The sequence below is a fragment of the Rossellomorea vietnamensis genome (assembly GCF_008180415.1).
Taxonomy (GTDB): Bacteria; Bacillota; Bacilli; order Bacillales; family Bacillaceae_B; genus Rossellomorea; species Rossellomorea vietnamensis_C.
Map to the genome: position 1 here is coordinate 267,228 of NZ_VTEI01000006.1, position 14,397 is coordinate 281,624.

The 14,397-nt window shown below is 45.7% G+C and carries 9 protein-coding genes; 1 reads left to right on the forward strand and 8 read right to left on the reverse strand.

The genetic code is table 11. The annotated features are described in order from the left end of the window. Nucleotides 1-237: 237 nt before the first annotated feature. Nucleotides 238-2,916, reverse strand: coding sequence for a calcium-translocating P-type ATPase, SERCA-type (locus FZC78_RS13500; protein ID WP_148940255.1), 2,679 nt, complete (start codon nt 2,914-2,916; stop codon nt 238-240). Between the two features lie 888 nt (nt 2,917-3,804). On the opposite strand from FZC78_RS13500, the gene FZC78_RS13505 reads away from it, so the two are divergent. Continuing rightward, nucleotides 3,805-5,511: an Rqc2 family fibronectin-binding protein gene (locus tag FZC78_RS13505; protein WP_148940257.1), complete on the forward strand. Its 1,707-nt coding sequence runs from the start codon at nt 3,805-3,807 to the stop codon at nt 5,509-5,511. 284 nt (nt 5,512-5,795) lie between these two features. Here FZC78_RS13505 and pyrE read toward each other — a convergent pair whose 3' ends face one another. From pyrE to FZC78_RS13540, 7 genes are read right to left on the reverse strand one after another with little or no spacing between them, the layout of a single operon-like run. Then, nucleotides 5,796-6,425, reverse strand: a complete 630-nt coding sequence (pyrE, locus tag FZC78_RS13510) for an orotate phosphoribosyltransferase (protein WP_148940258.1) — start codon at nt 6,423-6,425, stop codon at nt 5,796-5,798. After that, on the reverse strand, nt 6,422-7,132 hold the full coding sequence (gene pyrF / locus FZC78_RS13515; RefSeq protein WP_148940260.1) for an orotidine-5'-phosphate decarboxylase: 711 nt from the start codon (nt 7,130-7,132) through the stop codon (nt 6,422-6,424). The genes pyrE and pyrF overlap by 4 nt, the downstream gene beginning before the upstream one ends. Then, a complete protein-coding gene (locus FZC78_RS13520) occupies nt 7,104-8,045 on the reverse strand; it encodes a dihydroorotate dehydrogenase (protein WP_148940262.1) in 942 nt (313 codons plus the stop codon). The genes pyrF and FZC78_RS13520 overlap by 29 nt, the downstream gene beginning before the upstream one ends. Further along, nucleotides 8,042-8,821, reverse strand: a complete 780-nt coding sequence (locus FZC78_RS13525) for a dihydroorotate dehydrogenase electron transfer subunit (RefSeq protein WP_148940264.1) — start codon at nt 8,819-8,821, stop codon at nt 8,042-8,044. The genes FZC78_RS13520 and FZC78_RS13525 overlap by 4 nt, the downstream gene beginning before the upstream one ends. Next, nucleotides 8,818-12,030 carry a carbamoyl-phosphate synthase large subunit gene (gene carB, locus FZC78_RS13530; protein WP_148940266.1) on the reverse strand — a complete coding sequence of 1,071 codons (3,213 nt, stop codon included), beginning with the start codon at nt 12,028-12,030 and terminating at the stop codon, nt 8,818-8,820. The genes FZC78_RS13525 and carB overlap by 4 nt, the downstream gene beginning before the upstream one ends. Further along, complete coding sequence (locus FZC78_RS13535) at nt 12,023-13,120, reverse strand: carbamoyl phosphate synthase small subunit (RefSeq protein WP_435874115.1); 1,098 nt, start codon at nt 13,118-13,120, stop codon at nt 12,023-12,025. The genes carB and FZC78_RS13535 overlap by 8 nt, the downstream gene beginning before the upstream one ends. Next, nucleotides 13,117-14,397 carry a dihydroorotase gene (locus tag FZC78_RS13540; protein WP_148940267.1) on the reverse strand — a complete coding sequence of 427 codons (1,281 nt, stop codon included), beginning with the start codon at nt 14,395-14,397 and terminating at the stop codon, nt 13,117-13,119. The genes FZC78_RS13535 and FZC78_RS13540 overlap by 4 nt, the downstream gene beginning before the upstream one ends.

The following is a 14,397-nucleotide window of genomic DNA, read 5'->3' on the forward strand; positions in this document are numbered from 1 at the left end:
CACCCTCCGCTCCACCCTTTAGGTTGAAATAGCAGAGTTAAATAGCTTGTAGAATATAACTGCCTTTTATATGAGCTTCTTCGGGAAGAAATCCTGCGATAGCAAACGAAAATGAACACTGCCTTCTAATAATGTGAAAGGCAGATGAGTTTCCCGTCTGTAACACCTGTCAGGTATTGGAGCCATAAAAAAGGTAATAGAGTATGCACTCTACTACCTTAAGGATTATATCACATCTTAACGTTTTTTTCCTGCAAAAAATGATCCGGCAAGTAAAAACGTTGGAACTGAGCTCATTCCGGCAATCAACAGCCAATCTTTAAGCTCGATTGGAACGGTATGGAATATTGGCTGCAGTCCAGGCAGATAGATGACGAGGACCATCAAAAGCAGAGATGATATGACCGCCCAGACAAGGTACATATTCCCAAAAGGGTTCCGCGCAAATACCGACTTCTCGCTTCGGCAGTCAAAGACGTGAATCAATTGAGCCATGACCAGCGTAGCGAATGCCACAGTCTGTGCATATGCCAAATGGTCCGGATGCTGCTTATAAGCCAGGATAAAGGCAGCAAGAGTCGAGAGGCCAATTAGAAAGCCCCTGGAAACAACTTTCCATCCCAGCCCTCTTGCAAAGACCCCTTCTTTCGGATGTCTCGGATTCCGCTTCATCACATCTTCTTCAGGCTTGTCGAGTCCCAGTGCCATTGCCGGCAACCCGTCTGTGACAAGGTTGACCCATAAAATCTGAATCGGTACAAGCGGCAGCGGCAGTGCAAGGATCATCGCAAAAAGCATGACTAATATCTCGCCGACATTTGACGCCAGCAGATAGCGAATGAACTTGCGGATGTTTTCATAGATATTTCTGCCTTCATTAATAGCCGACTTTATAGTGGCAAAGTTATCATCCAATAGCACAAGGGAGGAAGCCTCCTTCGCTACATCTGTTCCAGTTATCCCCATCGCAACCCCGATGTCGGCAGCTTTGATGGCAGGAGCATCATTTACACCATCACCTGTCATCGCAACAACATGGCCGCGGTTTTGAAGAGCTTTGACAATTTTCAGCTTGTGTTCAGGAGAAACTCGGGCAAACACCGAAACACTTTCAACTACTTCTTCCAAATCAGAAACTTCCATGCTGTTCAAGGCTGACCCCTCAAGTACCTTATCTTGATTTCGCAAAATGCCAAGGTCCCTTGCGATGGCTTTCGCTGTCACAACATGGTCCCCTGTTATCATTACGGTCTTGATGCCTGCCTGCCTGCACTCTTTGACAGCTTGCTTCACCTCTGGCCTCGGCGGGTCAATCATCCCCTGCAGCCCAATGAGAGTCAGCCCCTTTTCCGCTTCCTCCTCATTCTTAGGAAGTACAGACGAAGTCCAGGGAGCATAAGCGATAGCAATTGTCCTCAAGGCATTGGACGCCAGATCATGAATGGCTTCCTGCACTTTTTCGGTGAATTCTTTAGTCCGGTATTGAAGCTTTTCATTCCAGAGAATTGATTCACTGATATCCACCAGAACATCAGGTGCTCCTTTTGTAACGATGAACCGTTTGCCTTCGCTGTCTTTAACCACTATACTCATCATCTTTCTAGTCGAATCAAACGGAAACTCCTTCTCAATCGTGAACTTACCAAGCAGCGCCTCTCTTTGCATACCCGCTTTCAAAGCAGCAACAAGCAGGGCGCCTTCAGTCGGATCTCCATCCAGGACATATTCTTCATCCTTCACACGAATCTTTGCATTATTGCAAAGCAGCCCGAATGTGAGCAGCTGGTTCAATGATTTTGCCGAGGCTGGACTTACTCTTTCTTCACGATGATAGAAGCTTCCCTCAGGGTCATAACCTGTTCCACTGACGGTCCAAGTGTTTCCCCCGCTCCACAGGTGAGTCACAGTCATCTTATTTTGTGTCAGCGTCCCTGTCTTATCCGAGCATATGACAGAAGCGCAGCCCAGTGTTTCTACTGCCGGCAGTTTTCGGACGATGGCATTTCGCCTGATCATCCGTTGTACCCCCAAGGACAAAGCCACGGTAACAATTGCAGGAAGACCTTCCGGGATAGCCGCTACAGCCAATGAAACTCCGGCAAGGAACATTGTATACATATCATGTCCCTGAATGACTCCAATTCCGACTACAAGAGCCGTGAGCACCAATGCCACTGTAATCAATATCTTGCCCAGCTGCTCCAGCCTTCTTTGAAGAGGAGTCACCATCGTCTCGGCTGTTTGGATCATATCTGCAATTTTCCCCATTGCCGTACCCATTCCGGTGGCTGTGACAACGCCAATTCCATTGCCTCTTGTTACCATCGTGCCCATGAAAGCCATATTCTCTAAATCACCGAGATTAACATTCTCTCCTTGGATTTCCTCGGTCCTTTTAGCAACAGGAACGGATTCCCCTGTCAAGGCAGACTCTTCTATCTCAAGATTGTTTACAGTAATTAACCTTACATCTGCTCCGATCCGGTCACCACTGGAGAATTTGATGATGTCCCCGGGAACAACTTCTTTAGACGGAACTTTCATCCATCCTCCATTGCGCAGTACATTCACTTGAGGAGCCGAGAGTTCCTTCAAAGCATTGAGTGACTTTTCTGCTTTTCTCTCTTGAAAAAAACCAAGAAAGCCGTTGATCAGAACAATGGCTATAATGGCTATCGCATCTATATATTCTCCAAGCAGTCCCGAGATAAGGGTTGCAGCTAATAATACGATGACCATAAAATCTTTGAATTGATTAAAAAACAATAATAAAGCTGATTGTTTCTCAGCTTCCTGCAATTCATTGAAACCAAACTGCTTTCGTTTTTTCTCTACTTCTTCTTCACCAAGGCCGTTAGTAAAATCAGTATTGATTGTTTTTTCTATATCTTCCTGCCGCATCTCATGGTATCTCATTCAACCAACTCACTCTCCCATTTATTCTCCGAAAAGTTCTCCTGCTCATTGCATTATTATTCAGACTCGTCCCAAAAAATGATATGATTCTTATAGACGGAAGAATAAATGATGATTTACTTCAAAAATACAAAAAAGTTTATGGATAAAAAAGCAAAAAAAATAAGGTTATGCTTTTTCACAAAGTGTAGTTGATTTCCGCTACAGGTGTACGACTCCGCGGGGCGGGCGATGGGCCTCCTCGGCTGCGCCTGTATAAAAAGTGGATGCGCCCTGGTCAGGCCCGACAGGCAAATGTTCCAAAGCGAAAAAAAGCGATCTTTCCTTTTATTCGCTTTGGGTTATTTGACCCCGAGGGCCTGGGCGCTGCAACTGGATTGGGGGTCTCATCTGTCACCAAAAGTGGAAGCACCTTAGTCAGCCCCGACAGGCAAATGTTCTCAAGAGAAAAAAGGCGAACTTCCTTTTTTTCTCTTGGGGTTATTTGACCCCGAGGGGCTAGGTGCTGGAACTAGACGCCCGCTAGTCCCGCAGGAGGTCACACACCTTCCGCTACAATCTACTCTGAATAGCAAAGAGAGTTCACCAAGGTCATGTTTTAAAAAGGGATTTTTCTTTCCATATAATTTTGTCTACCATATTATTAAGGTTAGCAAATGTGAATCCAAGGATTTTATAAAATGCTTTCCTTCCCTCTATGTTGCTATCTTTTAAAGTATTGATTATTATCCTTTAAGGAATCCAACTCAAAAATCAGATAACCAATCCTGCTCAAGTTGTATGTAACTTTCAATACTTCGAAAAACGGTGACTATACTAAAGCAAAAGACTCTAAGTACAAAAGCTCAAATTATTTATTCTAATTATCAATAGAAGAGGATGTAGAAGATGTCATTCGATGGATTATTTACAAAGGCCATGAGCGAAGAGCTCGGCGATACATTAAAAGGCGGGCGCATCAACAAGATTCACCAGCCTTATAAAAACGAAATCATTTTAGTAGTGCGATCTCAAGGAAAAAATCATAAACTGCTGTTGTCCGCACACCCGAGCTATGCCCGTGTGCAGCTGACTTCACAAAGTTATGAAAACCCGGCAGCCCCGCCCATGTTCTGTATGCTGCTGAGAAAACACCTTGAAGGCTATATCATTGAAGATGTTTATCAGAAAGAGGTCGACAGGATCATCATCTTTGAAATAAAAGGACGAAGCGAAATCGGGGATGTTTCCTATAAGCAGTTGATTATCGAAATCATGGGCCGGCACAGCAATATAGTCGTTGTTGACAAGAGCAGGAACATGATTCTTGATTCGATCAAGCATATCCCCCCTTCAATCAATAGCTACAGGACCGTACTGCCTGGGAACGAGTATATCTTCCCGCCGCCGCAGGATAAAAAAAATCCTCTCGAAGCAGATTCGGAGGATATTTTAAGAAGCATCGATTTTAACAGCGGTAAGCTTGACAAGCAAATCGTTGGATCTTTTTCCGGCATATCCCCCTTGTTTGCCAAAGAAGTGCTGCACCAGGCAGGACTTGCGACCAGAAACAGTTTGCCGAATACCTTCCTTCAGCTGTTGAAGCCTGTCAAAGAAGGGGTATATCAGCCGACCCTGATCAGAGGTGATAAAGAAACCTTTTACTTCCTGGATCTTCAGCATTTAGAAGGTGAACATACTTCTTTTCCTACGCTGAGCGGCCTGCTTGACCGGTATTTTCATCAAAAAGCTGAGAGAGATCGAGTCAAACAGCAAGGAAACGACCTGGAGAGACTGCTCAAAAATGAACGCGATAAAAACATAAGCAAAATCGCGAAACTCGAAAAGACCCTTAAAGACGCTGAAAATGCAGATACCTATCAGCTTTATGGCGAACTATTGACAGCTAATCTGTACGCGGTAGAAAGAGGCATGAGTGAGATCGAAGTAATGAATTATTATGACGAAGAAGGCGGAACTGTAGTTATTGAACTGGACATCAGGAAATCTCCTTCCGAGAATGCACAGCATTACTTCTCCAGGTACTCGAAAGCAAAGACAGCGATAAGAATCGTAAAAGAGCAGATTGAGAAAGCGAAAGAAGAAATTCAATATTTAGATCAACTGCTTCAGCAGCTTGAATCAGCTTCTCCTAAAGATATCCTGGAAATCCGTGAGGAACTGGGCGAAGAAGGCTATATCAAAGCCAAGAAAGAAAAGAAGAAAAAGAAGACCAATGAAAAACCGTCCCTGGAATCTTATTTATCAAGCGACGGGACGCCCATCCTCGTCGGCAAAAATAATAAACAGAATGATTATCTGACTAATAAACTGGCAGGCAAAGAAGAAATCTGGCTGCATACAAAGGATATCCCGGGATCCCACGTTGTCATAAGAAGCAAGGCTCCTTCTGAAGAGACAATCAAGGAAGCCGCAGTCCTGGCAGCCTATTTCAGCAAAGCGCGGGAATCCAGTTCAGTTCCTGTTGACTTCACAGCTGTAAGGAATGTGAAGAAACCGAATGGCGCTAAACCTGGTTTCGTCACGTATGAAGGCCAGCAAACGGTCTATACAACACCTAGTCTTGACACAGTTCGATCTATGAAAAAAGATTAAAACGATTACGGAACCATCTCTACTTCACGAGGATTCCGTAACCTAACAAAAAGGACGAAATCTCCCAGGATTTCGTCCTTTTTCATTTCAGATGGAGTTGCTGTGTGCAGGAAGGAGGAGCATAGATGCAATGAAGTGGTCTCGAAACCAACTTTACTCCCTCATAAATTGAGGTAAGGTGTTATAACAGGTTATAAGCTCTCTGGATCCCCGGCATAATCAGGGATTTTCAAGCCTATCAAAAAAGCTTGCAGCCGGTATCACTTAATGCACTCTTTCTAAACTTATAAAATCTTTCCCCAGTCCTCAGGGTTTTCTTTCCAGCTTATCAGCGCTTCCAGGTCCCGCTCTTCTATATAGTTATTTTCATGGGCGGCTTCCAGAAGAGAAGTATAGTCGGAGAGGGATACCGCTTTGATATCAGCTTCTGCCAGTTTGGAGATACCGCTTTGAAGTTCGTAAGTAAAAATCGCGGCTACCCCCAGCACTTCACAGCCTTCCTCTCTCAGTGCGTTGACTGCAGAGATGCAGCTTCCTCCTGTTGAGATAAGGTCTTCTACCACAACAACCTTTTGCCCCTTAGATACTTTGCCTTCAATCTGGCTTCCTTTGCCGTGCGCCTTCGGTTTAGACCGCACATAACACATGGGAAGATCCAGAATTTCACTGACCCAGGCGGCATGGGGGATCCCCGCTGTCGCTGTACCCGCAATCATGTCAGCATCGGGAAAGTGATTTTTAATATTTTCAGCGATTCCTTGGGCGATCATTCTTCGCACTTCCGGATAAGAAATTGTCAAACGGTTATCACAATAGATTGGAGACTTCAGTCCGGAAGACCATGTAAATGGATCGTTAGGTTTTAAAAATACAGCCTCTATATTCAGTAACTGCTGTGCGATTTCTATTTTCATACTCGTCTCTCCCATTCTGATTTCACTTGTTGATACGCTTTCGCTGGTTCATCCGCCCCTGTGATGCTTCTTCCGACCACAATGGCAGACGATCCAAGCTCACGTGCTTGTGATGGTGAGGCTATTCGCTGCTGATCCTGTGCGGCATCACCCTGCAGGCGAATCCCTGGAGTTACACGTATAAAGTCCTCACCGCAGATCTCTCTGATAGCCGCTGCCTCATGTGGAGAACAAACCACTCCGTCGAGGCCTGCTTTCCTGGAGATTTCCGCATAATGAAGCACCGAATTGATCAAAGGCTTTTCAATCAGCTGTTCCTTCTTCATCTGTTCTTCTGAGGTGGAAGTCAGCTGTGTGACAGAAATCAGCTTTGGCCTTTCTTTCCCGGAAGGAGTTCCCTGAACTAATCCATTCAGAGCTTGCTCCATCATTGTCACCCCGCCTGCTGCATGGACATTGATCAGGTCGATTTCCAATTGTGCAAGACCTTTCATCGCACGTCCAACCGTATTGGGGATATCATGAAGCTTGAGATCCAGAAAGATTCGGTGGTTCATTTTTTTCAACTCTTCAATGATCACCGGACCATTTTGTAAATAGAGCTCCATTCCGACTTTAACAAAAAGGGATGTATCCATTTTCTCTAAAAATGTTCTGCTGATTTCCCATGTCGGAAAATCAAGCGCGACTATAGGCTCCCGCTCCATTGGTTTTCCAGCTCCTTCCTATCAGTTCAGAAATGTGATCCACACCCATTTCATCCAGTCTTTCTTCCAGACCCTTAATCAACTCTGGGCAAATGAACGGATCGACGAAATTGGCGGTGCCGACTGCCACGGCACTTGCTCCTGCATAAAAGAATTCAATAATATCGTCAACTGTCTGGATGCCGCCCATCCCAATAATCGGGATGCTGACCTGCTGGCTGACCTCATATACCATGCGGATGCTGACTGGTTTGATGGCTGGTCCTGATAATCCCCCTGTTCCATTGGCGATGACCGGCTTGCCTGTTCTTGTATCAATTCTCATGCCAATCAGTGTATTGATCATTGTCAGACCATCTGCTCCTCCTTCTTCCACCGCTTTCGCCATTTCAACGATATTCGCTACATTCGGAGAAAGCTTCACATAGACAGGAACAGATGAAACTGCCTTCACTTTTTTAGTCAGTTCTTTTGCAATTTCAGGTACGGTTCCGAAGGCGATTCCCCCTGTTTTGACATTCGGACAGGAGATGTTGAGCTCCAGCGCCTTTACATTGGGTGCTGAAGAAATGGTTCCGGCAACCTCCACATAGTCCTCTGTCTGCGAACCAGCCACATTAGCAATAATCGGAACATCATACTTCTCCAGCCAAGGCAGTTCCTCTGTCATAACCTTTTGCAGACCCGGGTTTTGCAGACCGATAGCGTTAAGCATTCCTGAAGAGGTTTCAGCAACACGCGGTGTCGGGTTTCCAAACCTTGTATCAAGGGTGGTTGCCTTGATCATGATGGCACCAAGCTGGCTCAAATCATAAAGTCCGGCAAATTCTTTGCCAAATCCGAAACATCCTGAAGCCGGCATGACAGGGTTCTTTAAGTTCAACCCTGGAAGTTCTATCTTCAGCTTATTCATACCTTCACCATCCCTACTGGAAATACTGGTCCGTCACTGCAAATCTTGACATAGTTTTTATCACCATCGTTAACAGCTTTCTCACATACGCATGCAAAACAGGCACCGATTCCGCAGCCCATCCGTTCTTCTAAGGAAATATACCCTTTGCTGTCTCCATATGTGCTGCTGAGGGCTGCCAGCATGGCTTTGGGGCCGCAGGAATAGAAGAGGTCAAATTGAAGCCCCTCCTCTTTAATAATATCTGTGACGAAGCCTTTCGTTCCAAGTGACCCGTCAACTGTGGCGATATAAGTTGGGCCAAGCCGGGCAAACTCTTCTTCATAAAAGGCTGCACTGCGATTCTGAAATCCTAGTACATGCAGAACCTTAAAGCCTCTTTTCACCAGCTGCTTTGACAATTCATAGAGCGGCGGTACCCCGATTCCGCCTCCTACAAGCAAGGCCGTCTTTCCCTCATCTTCTTCGTGGATAGGAAATCCATTTCCGAGAGGACCAAGAACATCTGCAAAAGCTCCATTTCTTTCACCCGACAGAAGTTTCGTCCCTCTGCCTTCTGCCCGGTAGATGACCGTCAGACTGTTATTCTCTTTATCTATCTCTGCAATGCTGATAGGACGGCGCAGGAGCGGTTCCGCCCCTGTGCCTGTTTTAAAGTGAAGAAACTGCCCCGGATCATTCAGTTCGGAGACAAGGTCCCCGGATACAACCATTTTGAAGATATTATCTGCGATTTCTTCATTGGATAGTATTTTCATAAGATCCTTTTTGATCATAGAAGTACCGCCTCTTGCTTTTCGCCTGCACCCTCCATGGCTTCTGCGGAGAATGTCATAGATTCGAACACTTTGAGGATGGCTTCCGCCGTATCAAGGGAAGTAAGACACGGAATGCCATTTTCGACTGATTCCCGTCTGATCCTGAATCCGTCCCTCTGCGGCTGCTTGCCTTTTGTCAATGTGTTTATGACAAGCTGTGTTTCACCGCTTTGAATAACATCCAGAAGTGTGGGCCCATCAGAACCGATTTTATCGACTTCTTTGACAGGGATTCCTTCTGATCTAAGAACATCCGCCGTTCCTTTAGTTGCCAGGATCTGATAGCCGATATTCACAAAACGCTTCGCCAGTCCAAGTGCTTCTTCTTTATCTTTATCAGCGACTGTCAGAAGAACTGAACCATACTCCTTCATCTGCATTCCTGCAGCCACAATTCCTTTATACAAAGCTTTTTCCAGAGTTGAATCTTTCCCCATGACTTCTCCTGTGGATTTCATCTCAGGCCCTAATGTAATGTCCACTCTTCTCAGTTTTGCAAACGAGAATACCGGAACCTTTACATAGACACCCTTTTTCTCAGGCACAAGTCCGGACTGATATCCCATTTCTTCCAGTGTTCTTCCCAATATGACCTTGGTCGCAAGGTTTGCCATCGGTACATTCGTGATTTTGCTTAAGAATGGCACGGTGCGGCTTGAACGCGGATTAACCTCCAGGACATAGACTTCATTCTTGCTGATGACATATTGGATGTTCAACAGACCGATGATATTCAATCCTTTTGCAAGTTTGGTTGTATATTCAATGATTCTATCTTTCTGTTCCTGAGTCAGCTGCTGAGGAGGATAAACAGCTATGGAATCTCCTGAATGGACACCGGCTCTCTCAATATGCTCCATAATCCCTGGGATGACGACATCTGTACCGTCCGAGATGGCGTCGACTTCTATTTCTTTTCCGATTAAATAGCGGTCAATCAAGACAGGGTGTTCCGGGTTGATTTTCACAGCATTCTTCATGTACTGAAGAAGTTCCTCTTTTCCATAAACAATTTCCATTGCTCTTCCGCCGAGAACATAAGAAGGGCGGACCAAGACAGGGTATCCGATGTTTTCAGCTATCTTCACTGCTCCTTCAACCGTAACGGCTGTTTTTCCTTCAGGCTGCGGGATGCCGAGCGTCCCCAAGGTATACTCAAATTTGTCCCGGTTTTCAGCACGATCCAGATCCTCTAATGATGTTCCGAGAATCTTCACACCTCTTTCCACCAGCTGGGCAGCCAGATTGATCGCCGTCTGTCCGCCGAACTGCACCACAACACCTTCCGGTTTTTCGAGGTCGATGATATGCATGACATCCTCGATTGTTAACGGTTCAAAGTAAAGCTTGTCGGAGATGCTGAAGTCTGTTGAAACGGTTTCCGGGTTGTTATTCACGATGATAGCTTCATAGCCTGCTTCTTTAATAGCCCAGACTGAGTGTACCGTAGCATAGTCGAACTCGACTCCCTGCCCAATTCGGATAGGACCGGAACCAAGGACCACTACACTTTTCTTCTCAGAAACGACTGATTCATTTTCTCTTTCATATGTTCCATAAAAGTAAGGAGTTTCAGATTCGAACTCGGCTGCACAGGTATCCACCATTTTATAAACCGGAATCAGTTCCTGCTCTTTTCTCCAGTCATATATTTCTCTTTCTGTCATACCCCACAACTTTGCAAGGGTAATGTCGGCAAAGCCCATTCTCTTTGCTTTTGCTGCCAATTCTACATGGAAAGGAGAAGCCTGTAATTCAGACTCAAAATCCACTATCTTTTTCAGCTTGTGAAGGAAGAATAGATCTATTTTGCTCCATTCTTGGATGGTGTCAATTTTCACTCCGCGGCGCAATGCTTCTCCTATATAGAAAAGCCTTTCATCCCCGGCGTTTCTTATGCGTTTTTCAATCAGCGCATCATCGAAGCTGTCAGCATCTTCAAGCTCCAGATGGTAGACATTGCTTTCCAAGGAACGGACTGCTTTCAGAATGGACTCTTCGAATGTCCGGCCGATCGCCATAACTTCTCCAGTTGCCTTCATCTGGGTTCCAAGGTTTCTTTTCGCAGATTCAAACTTATCGAAAGGCCAGCGCGGGATTTTCGATACAATATAGTCTAATGCCGGTTCAAAGCTTGCATAGGTTTTACCTGTAACAGGATTCATCATTTCATCCAGGTTTAAGCCAACCGCTATTTTCGCAGCCAATTTTGCAATCGGATAGCCTGTCGCTTTAGATGCAAGTGCAGATGAGCGGCTTACACGCGGATTCACTTCTATGATGTAGTACTGAAAGCTTTCGGGATCCAGAGCGAGCTGAACGTTGCAGCCTCCTTCTATCCCCAGGGCGCGGATGATTTTCAATGAGCAGTTTCTCAGCATTTGATATTCACGGTCGCTCAGTGTCTGGCTTGGAGCCACAACAATAGAATCTCCTGTGTGTATTCCGACAGGGTCAAAGTTCTCCATATTGCAGACTACAATGGCACTGTCATTGCTGTCCCGCATTACCTCATATTCAATCTCCTTGAAGCCTGCGATGCTTTTTTCCAGCAAACACTGTGTGACAGGGCTGTATTTCAAGCCGCTGCTGACGATTTCGATCAATTCATCACGATGATGGCAGATTCCTCCGCCTGTCCCGCCGAGGGTATAAGCAGGACGTACGATGACTGGATATCCAACCTCTTCAACAAATTGGAAAGCTTCTTCAACGTTGTGGATGATTTCGCTCTGCGGCACAGGCTCATTAAGCTCGTTCATCAACTTTCGGAAAAGATCACGATCCTCAGCCTGTTCGATTGCTGATAATTTTGTTCCGAGAATTTCCACATTGCACTCTTCCAGGACACCCGCATTGGCCAATTCAACGGCCATATTCAAGCCTGTTTGTCCCCCTAGAGTCGGAAGAAGGGCATCCGGCCGCTCTTTACGGATGATTCTGCTGACAAATTCCAAAGTCAAAGGCTCGATGTAAACCTTATCTGCGATTTCACTGTCTGTCATGATTGTCGCCGGATTAGAATTTACGAGGATGACTTTGTAGCCTTCTTCTTTCAATGCGATACAGGCTTGTGTCCCCGCATAGTCAAATTCTGCAGCCTGGCCGATGACAATCGGACCGCTTCCGATCACCAATATGGTTTTGATATCTGTACGTTTAGGCATGTGAAATCTCCTTTCTCTTTTCCGTTTCCATCATTGTCATAAATTGATCGAACAATCCATTTGCATCTTCCGGGCCTGGTGAAGCTTCCGGATGATACTGTACTGTAAATGCCGGCAGATCAAGGTGCTTCAATCCCTCGATGGTACCATCATTCAACCCGATATGAGTTGCTTCAAGGCGGGTTGCACTTAAAGAATCGGCATCGACAGAGTAGCCATGATTCTGTGAAGTTATAGCAATTTTACCAGTGGCCAGATCTTTCACAGGATGGTTGGACCCGCGGTGACCGAACTTCATTTTGAACGTATCCGCTCCTCCTGCGAGGGCAAAAAGCTGATGTCCAAGACAGATACCGAATAAGGGGATTTCACCAAGGATCTCATTGATCATCGTTATGGCTTCCGGTACATCTTTCGGATCTCCAGGACCATTTGAAAGCATGATTCCATCAGGATTCAAAGCCTTGATTTCCTGTGCAGTAGTGTTATAAGGGACCACAATCACATCACAATTCCTTTTATTGAGCTCTCTCAGAATGCCATGCTTCATACCGAAATCAACCAATACCACACGGAATCCACGGCCCGGGCTCGGATAGGCTGTTTTGGTCGAAACCTGTTTGACTTGATTTGTCGGCAATTCCGTTGCCTTCAGCTTGTGGAGCATTTCCTCTTTATCCACCTCGACACTGCAAATTATGCCTTTCATGGTTCCGCGTTCCCTGATCTTTCTTGTCAGCATCCTGGTATCAATACCGGAAAGTCCCGGGATCCCCTTAGCTTCCAGTAGATCATGCAGTGTATTTTCACTTCTCCAGTTAGAAGGAAAGTCAGCCGCTTCTCTTACGATAAAGCCTTTGATTGCCGGCGAGATCGATTCGAAATCGTCACGGTTGATTCCATAATTCCCGATCAGAGGGTAAGTCAGTGTGATGATCTGTCCGCAATACGAAGGATCAGACGAAATCTCCTGATACCCCGTCATCCCTGTATTAAAAACAACCTCTCCCACAGAACCTGTGTCTGCTCCGAAGCCTTCTCCTATGAAAACCGTACCATCATCAAGGATCAACTGTCTTTTCATCATCATTCTTCGCCTTCCTTCCAAACTAAAGTTCCTTCTGAAAATGTAGCTTTTGGCCAGCCTTGACACTCCCAGCCGGCAAAAGGTGTATTTCTCCCCTTTGATAAAAAGGTTTCAGGGCTGATTGCCTGTAAATCTTCAAGGTTCACCAGTGTAATGTCTGCTAAACTTCCAGCCTCCAAAGTTCCATAAGGCAGCTTAAACGTCTTTGCTGGCTTGGCTGTCATCCAGTTCACCAGCTGGTTAAGTGTAAAGACTTCTGTTTTGACAAAATGGGTGTAAAGAAGCGGGAAAGCTGTTTCTAAGCCGACAATCCCAAACGGCGCAAGTGCTATGCCTTCTGATTTTTCTTCAGCCGTATGAGGAGCATGATCGGTTGCGATGAAGTCAATGGTTCCATCAAGCAGTCCCTCTATCAGCGCTTCACGATCCTCCTTGCTTCTAAGTGGAGGATTCATTTTGAAGTTGGCATCATCTCCCGGGATATCATCCTCTGACAGAAGCAAGTGATGAGGGGTGACTTCAGCAGTCACTTTGATCCCGGCTTTTTTGGCGTCCCTCACCACCCGGACAGATTCCTTTGTACTGATATGGCAGACGTGGTAATGGCAGTCAGCTGCTTCAGCAAGAAGCACATCTCTGGCAATCTGGACCGACTCACAAATTGAAGGAATCCCTTTGAATCCATTTTCTTTTGAAAAGCGCCCTTCATGGACCGCCCCTCCATAAATCAGGGAGTTATCTTCACAGTGAGCAACAATCGCTTTGTCTATGGCAGCGGCAGCTTTCATTGCCTCATACATCTTTCCTGCCTCCTGCACCCCGACTCCGTCATCTGTAAAGGCAAAAGCCCCATTTTCTTTAAGAGCGGAAAAGTCTGTCAAATTCTTTCCTGTCTGCCTTTCTGTTATGGAAGCATACGGAAGGACCCGCACTTTTGCGGTTTCACTGATTCTTTCATTAAGCCACTGAAGGGTTTCTGCATTGTCCGGTACAGGCCTTGTGTTGGGCATTGCTGCGATTGTTGTATATCCTCCCTTTGCAGCTGCTTTTGTTCCGGTTTCAATCGTTTCCTTCTTTTCACCGCCCGGCTCGCGGAGATGGACATGGAGATCTACAAAGCCAGGCAGGATTAAAAGCCCTTGTGCATCCAGTACTTCGGCTGTGTCATCGTGAAGATTTTCACCGATCTCAGAAATCTTCTTCCCTGCTATCTTTATATCTTTGGCAGTGATATTTCCGTTCTCTTCTAACCACATTGCGTTTTGAATGATCGTCACCAT

Bases quoted from the DNA above. Each gene is read 5' to 3' on its own strand.
- FZC78_RS13500 (WP_148940255.1), bottom strand. From the start codon at position 2,916: ATGAGATACCATGAGATGCGGCAGGAAGATATAGAAAAAACAATCAAT.
- FZC78_RS13505 (WP_148940257.1), top strand. From the start codon at position 3,805: ATGTCATTCGATGGATTATTTACAAAGGCCATGAGCGAAGAGCTCGGC.
- pyrE (WP_148940258.1), bottom strand. From the start codon at position 6,425: ATGAAAATAGAAATCGCACAGCAGTTACTGAATATAGAGGCTGTATTT.
- pyrF (WP_148940260.1), bottom strand. From the start codon at position 7,132: ATGGAGCGGGAGCCTATAGTCGCGCTTGATTTTCCGACATGGGAAATC.
- FZC78_RS13520 (WP_148940262.1), bottom strand. From the start codon at position 8,045: ATGAATAAGCTGAAGATAGAACTTCCAGGGTTGAACTTAAAGAACCCT.
- FZC78_RS13525 (WP_148940264.1), bottom strand. From the start codon at position 8,821: ATGATCAAAAAGGATCTTATGAAAATACTATCCAATGAAGAAATCGCA.
- carB (WP_148940266.1), bottom strand. From the start codon at position 12,030: ATGCCTAAACGTACAGATATCAAAACCATATTGGTGATCGGAAGCGGT.
- FZC78_RS13535 (WP_435874115.1), bottom strand. From the start codon at position 13,120: ATGATGATGAAAAGACAGTTGATCCTTGATGATGGTACGGTTTTCATA.
- FZC78_RS13540 (WP_148940267.1), bottom strand. From the start codon at position 14,397: ATGGTGACGATCATTCAAAACGCAATGTGGTTAGAAGAGAACGGAAAT.